Genomic DNA, 15415 nt, shown 5'->3' with positions numbered 1-15415 from the left:
TACTTTAATAAGTTTTGTTCTGTTTTTTTATAATTTCCAAATTTTTAGATTTTTTATGATATTCAAAATATTTTAATAATTGCTTAATGATTGTCCGAGAGTAAATTGTTTCATATGATGTATTACTCTAAATAATGATAAATAAAAGGACAGAATGTCCAATTTTCCTGTCCTAGTTTGAGCAGTTCTAATTTTTAAATTAACTTTTTTTATCAATAATCTCTAACACTTTTTGCAAGGCAACTTCTCCAGTTACTTTTTGTGGATTATTATCTAAGGTCGAATCTAATAATAATCTAGTAATTGTACTAATAATTTCGCTGGTTTTTTCATTTTGTGGTAAGTTCAATATATCTTCGTTAGTGTTTTTTAAGAAATCAAGCATTGATTTAACCGATACAGAGCCAGACTGATTGTATAAACTATTAATTGTTAACTGATTAATTCCTTTTTGTAATTCTTCTTTTTTAGAATCCTTGTCAGTTAGTTTTTCTAATTCTTGTTTGTTTTTAGCAATTTTATCTTTGAATTGTTTTTCTGAATCAGTATAGAATTGAAGACCTCTATCTGTAACGTCTTTTGTTGGAATAAAGTATGCTGATTTTCTGGTTAATAAATCCTTAACAGCGATTTTTTCACCATTATAATTAACATTTTGTTTATATAATCATTTTAAAAACAATAAAGTCCCTTTGTCTTCTTTACCATTATTATCAACTGATACCGGTATTAAAGTTGAACCACCTTCGATATATGTCGAGAATGTATCATCGGCATTATTTTTTGTGATTTGTTCTTGTAAGAAAACATCATCTGCGGTTGTTCAATTTTTAGGATCTTGACCTTTAAATAATTTAATACCACGAGATATTGGTGAATCGATTGATTGTGGTAAACCAACAGAAGCAACAACAGCAAAAATGGTTTGATATTGTCTCATGTGTCAAGAAGCTCATTCACCATCAGTAGAAACATTGTTTTCGTATTTTACGTCTCTAAATAATGTTGGATTTTTGCTACCACCGGTAGCTTGTTGCACAACGGTTGATGAATTCTCTTTTACAAATTGATCAAAAGTATCTTTAAACACTTTTTGGATTTGCTGATCATTTTTAATGTTATATTTAACTTTTGAAAAATCAAATTTACCATTAGTTTTTTCTAATTCTCATAATTTTTTAGTTTTTAGTTGGTTGTTAAGAGATTTAAGAAACTCATCTTGTTGATAATCAATTGAAAATACTTGTAAATTCATAATTTTCTTATCACCGTATGCTTGAACTTTTGCTTGATCAACTTCTAATGCTGATTTTAATTTTCTAGCAAATTCGAATAGACCATTTAAACCTTTAAAAGTTTTCTCGTTAATTGTGTAACCTTTTAAGCTATCTGGTTTAACTTTTAAAAAATTAATGGCTGAACTTTCTGGAATTTTATTGCCTTTATCTTTTTGTGCTTCAAGGTATTCGAAAAATTTTCCGGTTTTATCAACTGTAGCACCGGCTTCTTTAGCTAAATCTAATGCTTTATTTAATAAGTCTATATTTACACTAAATCCGTTTGTGTCTGAAATGTCAAAAGGTAAATTGTATATTTTGTTATTTGATAATTGTTCTCCTACTAATTGATTGTGTGCTTTAAGAATTTTTTCTGGGAAATCACTCGGAGATAAAACTGAACTAGTATCTAATATTTTTCCATATTTATTAATTACGTAAGCTGTGGTTTGGTTCCCTAACAATAAATTGGCTAATTTGTCAGAATTTGATTTAATGTAATTTTCATTTTGGCTAGTTAAACCAAGTTCAGAATCAACTTTTGTTATCTCTGAAGGTTGAAATTCAACTTTTACAAATCCTGGTTCATTCTTCATTTGCTCATTATAAAGTGGAACTAGACTTTTTAATGCCATTGTTAATGGATAAACTTCTGATTGTGCTGTTGCGAGCACAATTTTATTATCCGAAGCAGCCTTGTCTGTTGGATAATTAACTGTATTAACTTGATTTGATTGACAACTTGCTGCTAGCACACCTGCTGATGATAGAGCAAGAATAGATGTCAAAGATTTTATTCTTCTAATTTTATTCATATTATTATATTATAGAAGAATTAAAATATTTATAACTAAAAAAACACATTTTCTAAAATGCGTTTGTTGACAAAATAAAATTTTATAATAAAACAAAATAATTTCAATTAAAAAATAGATAAAAACCCAAAAGAGAATTTCGTTATCTTTTGGGTTTGTTTGGGTTTTACAAATAATTTAAAAATAATTTTATTTGTCCTTTTAATTTAAAATTTAGTGCTTGTTTGCTGACTATGAGTACATCACCAGCTTTTATCTTTATAGAATTAATAAAACCTTCTCCCTGATAGATCACTATTTCTACACAATGTTTTGCTAGATGAGTGGAAACCTTCAGTTCTTGATTGTTTAATTCAAGCTTGGTTAGATTAAAGTTTTTAGTTTGGTAAAAACCATTCGTTAATTGTTTTTGAACCTTGGGTTTTAAATTTAATTTAATGGTTTCTAAAGATTCTTTAATGTGTATTTGTCTTTTTTGGCCCAATTCATCGACACGCTCATAATCGTACAATCGATAGGTTATATCGCTAGATTGTTGTAATTCAAAAACTAAAGTATCAGCTGGTATACCATGTACTAAACCGCTTTCAATTGAAACAAAATCATTTACTTGCAATGGAACTTTGTTTAAATATTGCTCAATATTTTTAGTATTTATATTTTGTTCAATTATCCTAATATCAGTAGTATTAGTGCCTAAAATAAATGGTTCTTGGCTATTTTTTAACACATATCAGCACTCATTTTTACCTAAACTTCCTAATTTTTGTGCATATTCATCATCTGGGTGCACTTGAATGCTTAATGGCAACTTAGCATCTAAAAATTTAGTTAAATTCGGATAAACAAATGTCTGAACTCGCTCTTTTGTTAAATTAAAGAAACTTGGGTTTTCTTTAATAAAATCACTAAATTTTTGCTCACTGCCTTTAACTATTGATTCATGTTTATTTATTGTAGAAATAAGTCAAGCTTCACCAACATTATTTTGCAAGTGATACATTTTTTTAATGTTGTCATTTGCTCATAGGGTTTTTTTAAAATATGGTTTTAAAAATATTATTTTATTCATTTTTATTGAGTTTTTTATTAAATCGTGAATTTGCAAATAATCCAGTTAAAATAAATAACAGAACTGACAAAATTAAAGAAAAAAGGCCATAAATAAATTGAGAAATTTGAATTTGTGCTGAGCTATTTTCAACAAATTTTAGATAATCACCACTTCCTAAAACAACCAAAACTATTCCTGTTATTAATAAACTAATAGCAACTGTTAATAATGTAATTAAAATTATCATATCCTTTGATAATTTACCCTTAGAGAGTTTTTTGGTTGTCATGTTTTCCTTTCTTAAAGAAATTGATTTTCTCTAAAATTAACGCTAGTTTTGGTGATTTTTTAAGATCATTGTCTTTTCAAAAACCATAAATTAGAGCAGTAATAATTGTCCCAACAATTATACTAACAAAGAAGAACAAAATTCCTAACCCAGTTCCATGAGCTTGTGATCCAACTGCACCTAAAATTGCAACTATTGGCCCACCATGAGCAGCTGCATTAGTAACACTTAATAACCCAGCTAAACCACCAGCTATTGCTGAACCAACTACATTAGCTGTAATCACACGTTTAGGATCTACTACAGCAAACGGGATTGCTCCTTCTGAAATTCCGATAAATCCCATGAAAATAGCTGAAGCACCTAAAGATTTTTCATTATTATTAAATTTCTTTCTAAAAATCAATGTTGCCAATCCCATACCTAAAGGTGCAACTGGGATCGCTGCTCCAACCATCCCCATTGGTTGGAAGATTTTTTGCGAAACTAATGCAGTAGAAGTTAAAAATGCAACTTTGTTAATTGGTCCTCCCATATCAAAACCAGCCATTGCACCAAATAAAATTCCTAAAAGCAATGAAACAAAGATTCCAATATTCGAATTATCAACAAAAATACCTTGCAGTGCGGCGATAAATTTATCCATGACTCAACCAATTGGTGCCCCAATGATAAAAATAACTAAAAGAGAGTAAAACAATGCGACCCCAATTGGAACAACAAACATTGGGATGAGAGCATTTACTGATTTTTGAATTTTAAAATTAGTAATTCATTTGACTGTATAACCAATAATAAGTCCGAATAAAATACTTCCAATAAATCCCATCGGGGTAACAGCAGAAATTCCACCAATACTAAAGAATAAATCACTTTTATTTGCAATAAATGAGACTACAAATGCAGGCATTAAGGCAGCACGACCAGCAATGGAGTATGCGATATACGCACCCAATACCCCGATCATTAAAGTAAATGAAACTACTCCAATTTCTAAAATTCATCAAAGAAAATCACCTTTGGGAGCAGCGGTATTATTTCCATAAATACTCTTTCCAAGACCTAGCGAAAGAGCAATCATAATTCCACCAAAAATTACATAAGGAATCATGTATGAAATCCCATTAACAATGTGTCTTAGTACACCTTGCTGGGTTTGGTTGGTTAAAGTTGTTTTGACTTTATTTGATTGATAAATACTTGCATTTTGTGCTTTTTGGATAACTTCACTTGGATTGTGAATTGCTTCTTTGGTTGATGTAACATAAACTTTTTTACCATCAAAATCATCTAATGGTATTTGCACATCTGAAGCAATAATAACAAATTTGGCTTGATCAATATCTTGTGAACTGAGTTTGTTTTGAATTCCAACCGAACCTCGTGTTTCAATTTTAGGACTATATCCAAGTTGTATTAATTTATTATTAAGTGTTTCAGCAGATAAATAAGTATGGGCAATTCCTACGGCACAAGAAGTAATCCCAACCACTTTTTTACTACTTGAAACATTGGTATTATTTAAAGTTTTATTGTTTAAGAAACTACTTATGATTTGATATATTTCATCTTTTGATACATCTTGAGTAAGTTTATTCACCACATTGCTATCCAATAAAATCGTGGAAACTTTGGTTAATATATCCATGTGCAAGGTTTCTTTGTTTTGGTCTGGAATTAAGATAACAAATATATAATTGACCTTTGACTTATCAAAGGTATTTCATTCTATTTGTCCGTTTGTTTTAATAAAAAACAAACTTGGTTTTTCGATTGCTTTGCTCTGAGCATGCGGGATTGCAAATCCCTTTTCTAACCCAGTAGAAAATTGTGATTCGCGTTCTTTTAATGCATTTATAACATTGTTTTCTGATTGAGAAATTTTTAAGTCTTTTGCTTGTTTAGCAACAAAAGCAAAAACCTCATCAATGCTATTCAAATTATTTTCTATAAACACATAATCACTTTTAAATACTTCATATTCTTTCATACTTGAATTCTATAATGAGTATTTTTATATTTTGATAAAAGAAAATAATTTCGCTAAATTGTTTAATAGCTACAAAATTATTTGTTTCATTGTTCTAAAATATCAAGGTTAAAAGCAAGCTTATCATTATAATTTTTAACTTTTTCATGTTGAAGAATCAAGAAGATTAAATCTCCAATAAACTGTTGATTTATTTTGGATGAAATTGAAATAAATCGCTTACTTTGCTCAATAGTTGAATACAAAATTACATTTTCATATTTTTCTTTTGCTTGTTTATTTGAGGTAATTAAACAAAATTTGATCTTGTTTTTGATAAATAAATTAATAATAAATTTAATTTCTCTCGTGTTGCAACTTTTTGAAAACAAGATCACAAATTTATTATTAATATCAATTTGTGTGGTGATTAAAAGGAGTGAATGAAAATCGTTAAAACTAATTGAATTGATTCCTAATTTTTGCATATTTGTTGCTAATTCTGATGCGGCTAAATATGAAGAACCTGCTCCGTATAAATAAATACGTTCATGGGATAAAATATTTTCAATTGTTTGGTTAATTTCATTTAAGTTCAATAAATGTGATGTTTGGGAAATGCTTTCCTTATAAAATAAAAATAATTGCTTTAAAATAAGCTTTTTATAATTAATGTTTTCCAAAACCTTTAAATCAGTGTTTAAAAAATTATGATACACATAAAACTGCATATCTTTTAATGAATCAAAATCTAACTTTTTTGCAACCTTGCTAATTATTGATAAAGAAATTCCAGTATTATTTGAAAGTTGTTTAATTGAGCATTGATAAAACTTTTCTGGATGCTTTTGAGCAAAGTTGATTAAAATTAGTTCAGTTTTAGTTAACTTATCTAATTGCTTTTGATTAAAAAATGTGTATGCAGTGTCTTTCATAATTACTACCTAGAATTAATTTTACAAAATTCCATAATGATCTAATTTAATATAACTAAGAACAAGATTTTAAACTAATTTATAATAAAACCTTTACCTAATAAATGGTTTTCTCTTAATTTTAAGATAATAAAAATATTACTAAAATTAGAGTTGCTCATCTATAGTGCTTAAGAATTGTGTATAATAAGCATATTAAAACAATATTAAGGACAAAATGGATATTTCTCAAAAACTTAAAAAAGCCAAACAATTATCAAAAATTTTATTGGGCTTGGCATTTGTTATATTAATTTACTTTGGATTTTTAATCGCTGCTTTAGTTGTGCTTATTCTTTCATTAAATTTTACATTATTGATTATTGCAACAATACTGGTTTTACCGCTTGCAATGACTTCACATTTGCTCTATTTAAAACTTTTATCAACTATTAAAGATATTATATTTTTTTACTCAAGTATAAATGATGTTGAGCAACTTGAAAAATATCAAAAATTATCAAAATTGGGTTTTAAAGGATATCTTTTACCTGGATACTCAATTGCTTTGTATATCAAAACTATTAAAACCACAACACAAACATTAAATCAAATGAATTAAAAGGAATATAATGAATATTTCTCAAAAACTTAAAAAAGCTAAGATATTGTCAATCATAAATACTATTTTTTATTTCGTCAATTTTATACTTTTTATATTTTTTGTTGTAGTATATGTAAAGATACAAACAGAAATATGAAATTATTTAGAAACACGGAGTGGATTAGAAACAGGATTAGACAATGAGGAGTATCCCTTAATATTCGAAGCTATGCTATATTATATAATCCCTGGTATTTTTATATTTATTCTTGGTTTAATATCTCTAGTATTGCGTATTATAATAATGTTTAATATTTACGATATTAAAAGTAGCTTTTTTCAAAATGATTTTTTTGAATATGAAAAATATAACAAATTATTAATCTTAGGTATAATTTCAATTTTTGTGCCATTTATATCAATTGCACTTTACATAATGGTAATTAGTAATGCAAATAAAGAGGCAACTAAATTAAATAATTTAAATAAATCAACCCAATAATTGCAGTTAAAAAACAAAAATAGTTTTTACTATTTTTGTTTTTTGTATTATTAAAATAAAAAAATGGCGATCACGACAGGATTCGAACCTGTGACAACAAGCTTAGAAGGCTTGTGCTCTATCCAGCTGAGCTACGCGACCACTAGAATAATTTTATAATATTTCACAAAAATTAAAAGTAAAAAGATTATTTATAACCCTTATTTTACGAGATTTAAGGTAATAAAGAATATAATTAAGATATTCAATATTATAAACTACTCAAGAGGAACAATGGAAAAGAAAAATATTATTCTATTCGGAATGGACAATTCAATTCAACTAGCTGAAAAAATTTCAAAAATTATAAAAATTCCTTTAACTAAAATTCAAAAAACGACATATGCAGATGGCGAAAACATGATCGTTTCAGAACAAACAGTGCGCGGGCGAGATGTATTTATTATCGCTAACACAGGTCGTCCTGTTAATGATAACATTATGCAATTACTTTTATTTATCGACTCGCTTAAAAGAGCTAGTGCTCGAACCATCACTGTATGTTTAAGTTACTACGGATACGCCCGCCAAGACCGTAAAGCAAGTGGTCGTCAACCAATTGGAGCTAAATTAGTGGCTAATTTACTCCAAGTTTCAGGAGCAACTAAATTAATTTGCATTGACTTACACAATCCATCAATTCAAGGATTTTTTGATATACCGCTTGATGATTTACGTGCTCAATACACAATTGCTCAAGCATTAAAAACATATAATAAAGATTTTACAGTTGTATCACCAGATCACGGAGGAACTGTAAGAGCAAGAAAGTTGGCTGAAATTATTGATGATACTGCCAAAATTTGCGTGATTGATAAACGTAGAACCGGAGTGAATCAAAGTGAAATCATGGGAATAATTGGTGATATTAATGATCAAAATGCCGTGATTATTGATGATATTATTGATACAGGCGGGACTATAATTAAAGCCGCTGAAGCACTTAAACAAAACGGAGCTAAAGATATTGTAATAGCCGCTACTCATGGATTATTCAGTAAAGGATTTGAAATTTTTGAAAATAATGATGCGATTAAACAAGTGATCATTACCGACAGTATTGATAATAGTGAATTAGCATCTAAATACAAAAAACTAAAAATTGTTTCTCTGGGAGATTTTTTAGCTAAAGTTATTAAAGCGCAATATTCAGCAACTAGCGTGTCAGAGGTTTATCTATCAATGAAAGAAGAACTACGTGCAAGCTAAACAAACGACTTTTGATCTGTGTCAAAAAAATAATTGAGATTTTGAAAAATTAGCTCAGTATGTTGAGTTGATTGAACAAAAAAATAAAGTCATGAATTTAACTGGGTTTTCAGGAAACAAACTCTGAGAAGAAGGTATTTATGAATCACTAATTTTTATGGATTCAATCATAAATCAAAAGCATGAACAAATTCTAGATATTGGAGCTGGGGTTGGATTTCCTTCGCTGCCTTATGCAATTGTCTCGCCAAACCAAATGTTCACAATTTATGAACCTTTACAAAAAAGAGTGAGCTTTTTAAATTTAGTAATTGAAACATTAAATTTAAAAAATGTTAAAGTTTACAACTATCGTGCTGAAGAGACTCTTGAAAAAAATGCTTTTGACATAGTTACTGCACGAGCAGTAGGAAGTGTAGCAACTATGCTCATGTGTGCTTTTCATTTAGTTAAAGTTAACGGGAAAATGGCTTTAATTAAGAGCCAAAAATATCAAGAAGAACTTGAACAAGCCAGAAATATTTTCAAACTATTAACCATAAATGTGAATTTATTTCAATTGCCAAATCTTTTAAATAATAAACAAAATACAGTGATTGAAATTATTAAAAAAAGAAGCACACCAAAACAATTTCCTTACAAATGAAAAGACATTATTAAATTCACAAAAGATTAATTTGTGAATTTAATCTTTTTATAAAAACATTTTAAGCCCCTAAAATAGGAAGAAAAAGGTATAATAAACTAAATATTAAGGAGAGAGATGAAGAAAACTATTTTAATTGTTATTGATGGTTTAGGATTAAGAAAAGAAACTCAAGGAAATGGGTTTGCATTAGCTAAAACTCCTACTTTTGATCGATTATTTAAAGAATATCCAAACTCATTGATACAAGCTTCGGGAGAATTTGTTGGTTTGCCTAAAGGACAAATGGGTAACTCAGAAGTTGGGCACTTGAATATTGGAGCTGGAACTATTGTTTACACTGGATTATCGCTAATTGCTAAGGAATTAGCTGAAGGTAAATTTAAAACTAATAAGGCATTTGTGCAAGCATTTGAAAGCGTTAAAAAAAACAATGCAACATTGCACATTATGGGTCTACTTTCAAATGGTGGAGTTCACTCTTTAGATTCACATTTATTTGAAATTTTAAAATCAGCATATCTTAATGGTGTAAAAGATGTTTCTGTCCACGTTTTTGGGGACGGAAGAGATGTAGCTCCTGCTTCAATTAACAACTCACTTGAACAATTAATTAAACTAACAGAACAATACGGATATAAAATTGCTTCTATCGCTGGGCGTTTTTACTCAATGGATCGTGATAAAATGTTTGATCGCGTTCAAAAAGGTTATCATGCTCTTTTAGGTAAATCAGAAAATTCGTTTGAGAACATTCAAGAATACATTCAACAAAGTTATGATCAAGATATCACTGACGAATTCTTTGTTCCTGCATATAATCGCACTATTGATAAAAAATATTTTGTTAAGGATAATGATAGTATTATTTTCTTTAACTTCCGTCCTGACCGTGCTCGTCAATTAACTCACTTATTTATCGGTTCTCCGCTTTACACTGTAGAACCTACTACTAAAATTAAAATTGATAAATTTGTTTCAATGATGAAATACGAAGGGATTGAAACTATTGTAGCTTTTTCTGAAATGGAAATTGATACTCCGATTGGAAAAGTGCTTGAGCAAAACAATAAAACCCAGCTTAGACTTGCTGAAACACAAAAATATGCTCATGTTACCTACTTTATGGATGGCGGAAAAGATATTGAATTTAAAAATTCACATCGAATCATGGTTCCTTCGCTTAAAGTGGAATCATATGCTGATGCTCCACAAATGTCAGCTAAAGAAATTACTGATGCTCTAATTGAAAATGCTCTTAATTTTGATGTAACCATTATGAATTATGCTAATCCAGACATGGTCGGGCACACCGGAAACCTAAAATCAACAATTAAAGCAGTTGAAATTTTAGATCAACAAATTAATCGGGTAATTGAATTTGCTGAAAAAAATAATGTGACTGTCTTTATTACCGCTGATCACGGAAACGCTGAAATTACTGAAGATGAAAACAGGAATCCTGCAACCAAACACACTAGTAGTCCAGTTATGCTGATTTCCACTGATAAATCACTTAAGCTTAAAGATGGTAAATTAGCAAATATTACTCCAACTATTTTAGATTACCTTGGGATTGAAAAAGCCCCACAAATGGACGAAGAATCACTTCTTAAAAAATGTAATTGCTCATAAAATGAGCATTTTTTATTCTGTTATAATTTTAAATAAATATGGGTACTATTATTTTTTATTCAATTATTGCTAATTTATCAACCTTTTTAATTGGCTATTTGTGGGGTTCGCTCAATAGTTCAATTATATTAAGCAAACGATATAAAAAAGATGACGTACGTAATCATTATTCAAAAAATGCAGGAGCAACCAACTCGCTCCGAGCCTATGGTAAAAAATTTGCTTTAATTGTTTTAATCATTGATATTTTTAAAACAATTTTTGCGATTTATTTTGCTTACTTTATTTCATTTGCTTGGTCCAATACTTATCCAACCATTGTTTTCTTTCCGGTCCTAGCTGGAGTAGGTAATATTTTTGGCCACGTTTTTCCGGTCTTTTTTCAATTTAAGGGCGGTAAAGCAGTTGCTTCATCGGTTGGGTTGCTTATTTCAATCAATATCACCCTCTTTTTTATTGCTGCATTAATTTTCTTTTCGCTATTATATTGAAAAAAAATGGTTTCACTGGCAAGCATTAGCACAGCAATTATCATGATTGCATTGCTCTATATTCCTTGAATTAGTAATGGAGCATTAGCTTTTACAAGAGGACAAAGTAATCCTTATTGATGAATAAACTCAATTATTGAAACAATCCCACTTATATTATTGATTATAATGCACCACACTAATATTAAAAGATTGCTTAAAGGAACTGAATCTAAAATTAAATAATCAAATTAGTTCTACTCTTGAAAATTTCATCCAAATTAATGTTTATTTAATTTTAAAATGACTTTACTTATTTTGTGTAAAGAACCCTAAGTTAGATTATTTAAATCTAACTTAGGGTTCTTTGTTTTATTACGTATTTATTTGACTATTTATTTAGATATAATTTCTTGTTTAGTAATAAAAAGTCGTTTGTTTCCTTAAAGTTTAATTTATCTTTAATTTCTACTTGAGTACCCTTTGGAACTAGAAGAACCTGATAATAAATTTTGGGTTTTTTATCTAAAGAACAGCATGCTCTTTCGTACTCATCAAGTGGTAAATTAAAATTAATTTCTCTTTCATTAATAAAACCTAAATTTATTTTTGACGAACCATAATTTGATAGTTTTATCAATTTGTCTGGTTGAAAAATTAATGGGGATATGTTGAATTCTTGAATATTTCGCTTTATTATAATGTCAGAATGCTTGAGTACATTATCTAATTTTTGTCCATTTAAATAATTTGTCTCAAAATCACTAATTATTGTTTCATTGGTTAAAGTCGCTCCTACTTTTTGAGCTACTTTTTGCATTGGTAAAGTAATAAACTCATTAAAATGATTGGGGTCTTTTATAATCTTTAATTCAGAATCTAAAGACGAGTCTTTTACAGATTCTTCAGTTAAATTATTTAAAATTAAATTTTGTTTATATATAATTCCTTGTTTCTTTTGAATCTTATTTATTATACTCAAAACATTTCAACCATAGTATCAGTCATAAAACTGCTCTGCTTTTAAATTATATTCACGGTATAAATCACTTAATAATTGATCGTTTTCTGATTTGGTTGTCATTTTAATTTTAAATTTTTTATCTTTAGGGAGTAAAATAACATTAAAAATATGCTTTGGGGGTCTATAATCTAAATCAACATAATATTTTTCATTGTATTTATTTAATCATGGCCTGATTGATAAAATATTTGTATGATTCTCTTTTTCTTCTTTAAGAAAGTAATGTAAACCGATAGGGGAGCGATCATCAATTGTTTCAAGCATTAAAATATTATTGTTTTTTAAAACATCCTCAAGGCGTTGACCATTTAAAAAATCATCTTCAAAGATTTTTGTAATCTGATTATCAGATAGAATTTGAGTAAATTTAAGATCTTGATATAACGAATGAATTTGCTTAATAATATGATTTGAAAAATCTTCACTTGAACGTATTAACAGGTTTTGATTTTTTAGAAAAATGTACCAATGATATTTTTTTCTAATCTCGTCATTTTCTGTTGGATCGGAAGCTTTTTCATTCATACTTGAAATAAATTGGTCAAAAATAATGCTGTTATTGATTTTGATTCCCTGATCTTGTTGTTTCATTCTGATTAAATTAATAAAATAAGGGGTTTTAAGGGGTGAGCTTTCTAAGTAATCTTTATTTTTCTTTGGAAAGATACTAATTGAACAAGATGTAGTAATCATTGATAATGCCGGTACACCAATTAAAACAATTTTTAATAATTTGTTAGTTAATGACATACGTAAATGCTCCTTTATCAGGTGCTGAATTATTAAATAAAGCAGATTTGTATTTTTTTACAATAAGTCTATATGAACCACTTTCAGTAACTTTATATTCTAATAATTCATCATTAGATTCTCCTGAGATAGAGCTTTCTACAGTTTCTCAACCTTCGCCATCTTCATATTTTTGTAGCAATAAATCATAATCAGAAAATTTAGAGTTTTGTCTTTTTAAAACTTCTTCTTGTTTCAATCAATCAATATCACGATGTGTTTTGGTTAAACTCTTAACTTCTCTTTTTAATCTATCAGCTTCAACTATATTAGCAACCATACCACCAATAGGCCCTAAAAATCATCATCAATTTACATTAGCATTATAAGTTGGTTCATCCTTTTTATCAAGTAATCCAGCATTAAATAATCAAGAAAGTGAAGCTTTTATTGTTTTTCCTGAATAAACATAAAAACTTTTTGACTCACCAACTATATCACGTTTGTCATTAAAATACACACTAAAATGTTTTAAATTATCAGTCGCCTCTTTCATTTTTTCAAAGTCAGGAATACCTGAACCATATTTATCACTAAAACCATTTGATTTTTTTGTTTGCTCAGTGTCATTGGTTGAAACTGCAGAAGCACTTAAAATACTTTTAATTGAAGCAAGTCTGTAATCGTCATTATCTAAATATGGTCTAATTCTTAATAATGTTGATATAAGACCAGTAATAACGGGAGCTGCTAAACTTGTACCTTCTTTAATTTTGCTAAAACCTTTGAATCAATAAGCCCCAGGAGCAACTACAAAAGGCTTAGCTAAACCAACTACAGATTTATCTTTATCAAGTTTATAATTTGAATAGTCAGCTATTTTGTTATCACGCACATCATTTCTATATATCTTATTAAGAGCGCCAACAACAATAGAATTATATGATAATGCTCAACTATTTATTCAACCACGTTCTTTGCCATTATAATATTCACCGTTTTCATTTCCTGAGGCAAAAACATTAACAACACCATATTTTCTTGAAAGATAGTCAACTATATAACTTTTTTCATCGTAAAATCTGTGTTCTCAATCATATTCTAGTCCGTATCCATAACTATGATTAATAATTTTTACATGATTATCTCTCACAAGCTCTTCGAATCTTTGCTGTCATACACCATCTTTTTCTCATTGAGAAAAATAAAGTTTTGACTGAGTATCAATACCTTCATCACCACTTGCAACAGAAGAAACTATAATGGAATGATCATCTGTTGCTGAATTTCTGTCTAAAATTTTAATATCATTATTATCAAAATTGTTAGTAGTTATAGATGGTATAAAGCCACCATCAAATTCTAAAACACCTACTGAATGTGAATTTCCAATTGTTAATTTTAAATCACGATCTCTTTGTTCAGTAAAATTAACTGTTCTAAAAACATCATTTTTATTTAAGATGTCATATTTAGTTAAATCTCTATCAGAATTATAAGAAAAATTATCATGATATGAATTTGAATAACTGGATTGTTTTATCTCATGCGAAAAATTATTTTTGTATAAAATAAATTTGTAAATATTTTCATTTTCTTGCAATTTTTTTACAAATTTTTCTCTATCACTTTCATTGTCAAAGTAAAATCAGACAATTGGTGTTTCTTTACTTACTATAAAATCTTTAAATTTTATTTTCTGTGTTTTAATTACATTAACAAAATTTAAGTTTTGTTTTTCCAAATATTCTGAATTTGATAACTCATCTAAACTATCATATTTATGGTTTAGTAATAACTTTAGTTCAAAGTCATTATTAATCTTTTGAACACTTGAATTTGTCGATTGCTGTTGAAAAAACGGATCTCTAACTTCAAATTTTGCATTTTCAAGTCCGTCATATCATTCTTTTTTAATGCTAGTTTTATTTGCATAAATTATTGATACTGAAGCAATAGCTCCTAAAGTAAAAATAGCTGATAGATTGATTAGTCTTTTATATTTTCTTTTCATATTTATCCTTTGAGTTTTTCATTTATTAAAAGAACAGATATAAAGATAATTTTAAAATAGTAAAAAGAACTAATTTATACGCTTTTACTATTTAATAGTAAAAGTTAATCTTAAAGCTATTTTTATTATATATAAAATTTTAACTATTCAAGATTTTTGCAATAAATTCCCATATTTTAGTTAAAAATATTTAAAAAAGAATTGTCAGAAATTTTGAAAACTATT

13 protein-coding genes and 1 tRNA gene are annotated in these 15415 nt (G+C 28.1%); 6 read left to right on the top strand and 8 right to left on the bottom strand.

All coding sequences use genetic code 4. From position 1 onward, the window contains the following. Positions 1-199 precede the first annotated feature (199 nt). From NPA11_RS00455 to NPA11_RS00435, 5 genes are all read right to left on the bottom strand, one after another. Positions 200-2092 carry a P68 family surface lipoprotein gene (locus NPA11_RS00455; protein WP_257043662.1) on the bottom strand — a complete coding sequence of 631 codons (1893 nt, stop codon included), beginning with the start codon at positions 2090-2092 and terminating at the stop codon, positions 200-202. 166 nt (positions 2093-2258) lie between these two features. Further along, positions 2259-3164 (bottom strand): type I phosphomannose isomerase catalytic subunit, encoded by a 906-nt coding sequence (locus NPA11_RS00450; RefSeq protein ID WP_257043661.1) that lies wholly within the window; start codon positions 3162-3164, stop codon positions 2259-2261. Beyond that, positions 3157-3435 carry a hypothetical protein gene (locus NPA11_RS00445; RefSeq protein ID WP_257043660.1) on the bottom strand — a complete coding sequence of 93 codons (279 nt, stop codon included), beginning with the start codon at positions 3433-3435 and terminating at the stop codon, positions 3157-3159. Before NPA11_RS00445 ends, NPA11_RS00450 begins: the two co-directional genes overlap by 8 nt. Beyond that, positions 3413-5425: a fructose-specific PTS transporter subunit EIIC gene (locus NPA11_RS00440; protein ID WP_257043658.1), complete on the bottom strand. Its 2013-nt coding sequence runs from the start codon at positions 5423-5425 to the stop codon at positions 3413-3415. Before NPA11_RS00440 ends, NPA11_RS00445 begins: the two co-directional genes overlap by 23 nt. Before the next feature lie 77 nt (positions 5426-5502). Then, the gene (locus tag NPA11_RS00435) at positions 5503-6339 is read right to left on the bottom strand and encodes a MurR/RpiR family transcriptional regulator (protein WP_257043657.1); all 837 of its coding nucleotides are present in this window, start codon (positions 6337-6339) and stop codon (positions 5503-5505) included. 217 nt (positions 6340-6556) lie between these two features. Here NPA11_RS00435 and NPA11_RS00430 point away from each other — a divergent pair, with 217 nt between their 5' ends. Together NPA11_RS00430 and NPA11_RS00425 are read left to right on the top strand one after the other, a co-directional pair. Continuing rightward, positions 6557-6940 (top strand): hypothetical protein, encoded by a 384-nt coding sequence (locus tag NPA11_RS00430; RefSeq protein ID WP_257043656.1) that lies wholly within the window; start codon positions 6557-6559, stop codon positions 6938-6940. Between the two features lie 10 nt (positions 6941-6950). Further along, positions 6951-7424, top strand: a complete 474-nt coding sequence (locus NPA11_RS00425) for a hypothetical protein (RefSeq protein ID WP_257043655.1) — start codon at positions 6951-6953, stop codon at positions 7422-7424. A gap of 64 nt (positions 7425-7488) precedes the next feature. On the opposite strand, the gene NPA11_RS00420 is transcribed toward NPA11_RS00425, so the two are convergent. Then, positions 7489-7565 (bottom strand) — tRNA-Arg (locus tag NPA11_RS00420). 132 nt (positions 7566-7697) lie between these two features. Between NPA11_RS00420 and NPA11_RS00415 the strand changes: the two genes are divergently transcribed. The 4 genes from NPA11_RS00415 (at position 7698) to plsY (ending at position 11669) form a co-directional block, all read left to right on the top strand. Then, positions 7698-8672 carry a ribose-phosphate pyrophosphokinase gene (locus NPA11_RS00415; RefSeq protein ID WP_257043654.1) on the top strand — a complete coding sequence of 325 codons (975 nt, stop codon included), beginning with the start codon at positions 7698-7700 and terminating at the stop codon, positions 8670-8672. Next, positions 8662-9348 (top strand): 16S rRNA (guanine(527)-N(7))-methyltransferase RsmG, encoded by a 687-nt coding sequence (gene rsmG / locus NPA11_RS00410; RefSeq protein ID WP_257043653.1) that lies wholly within the window; start codon positions 8662-8664, stop codon positions 9346-9348. Before NPA11_RS00415 ends, rsmG begins: the two co-directional genes overlap by 11 nt. An 87-nt stretch (positions 9349-9435) precedes the next feature. After that, entirely contained in the window at positions 9436-10953 is a 1518-nt protein-coding gene (gene gpmI, locus NPA11_RS00405; protein WP_257043652.1) for a 2,3-bisphosphoglycerate-independent phosphoglycerate mutase, read from the top strand. A gap of 38 nt (positions 10954-10991) precedes the next feature. After that, positions 10992-11669 carry a glycerol-3-phosphate 1-O-acyltransferase PlsY gene (plsY, locus tag NPA11_RS00400; RefSeq protein WP_257043650.1) on the top strand — a complete coding sequence of 226 codons (678 nt, stop codon included), beginning with the start codon at positions 10992-10994 and terminating at the stop codon, positions 11667-11669. 145 nt (positions 11670-11814) lie between these two features. On the opposite strand, the gene NPA11_RS00395 is transcribed toward plsY, so the two are convergent. Then, entirely contained in the window at positions 11815-13197 is a 1383-nt protein-coding gene (locus tag NPA11_RS00395) for a hypothetical protein (RefSeq protein WP_257043649.1), read from the bottom strand. Continuing rightward, a complete protein-coding gene (locus tag NPA11_RS00390; protein ID WP_257043648.1) occupies positions 13184-15190 on the bottom strand; it encodes a S8 family serine peptidase in 2007 nt (668 codons plus the stop codon). Before NPA11_RS00390 ends, NPA11_RS00395 begins: the two co-directional genes overlap by 14 nt. Positions 15191-15415: the final 225 nt, after the last annotated feature.

The sequence above is a fragment of the Mycoplasma sp. 1578d genome, from assembly GCF_024582695.1.
Taxonomy (GTDB): domain Bacteria; phylum Bacillota_I; class Bacilli_A; order Mycoplasmatales; family Metamycoplasmataceae; genus Mycoplasmopsis.
The sequence above is the reverse complement of the archived record's forward strand: the minus strand, read 5'-3'. Positions and strand labels throughout refer to the sequence as shown.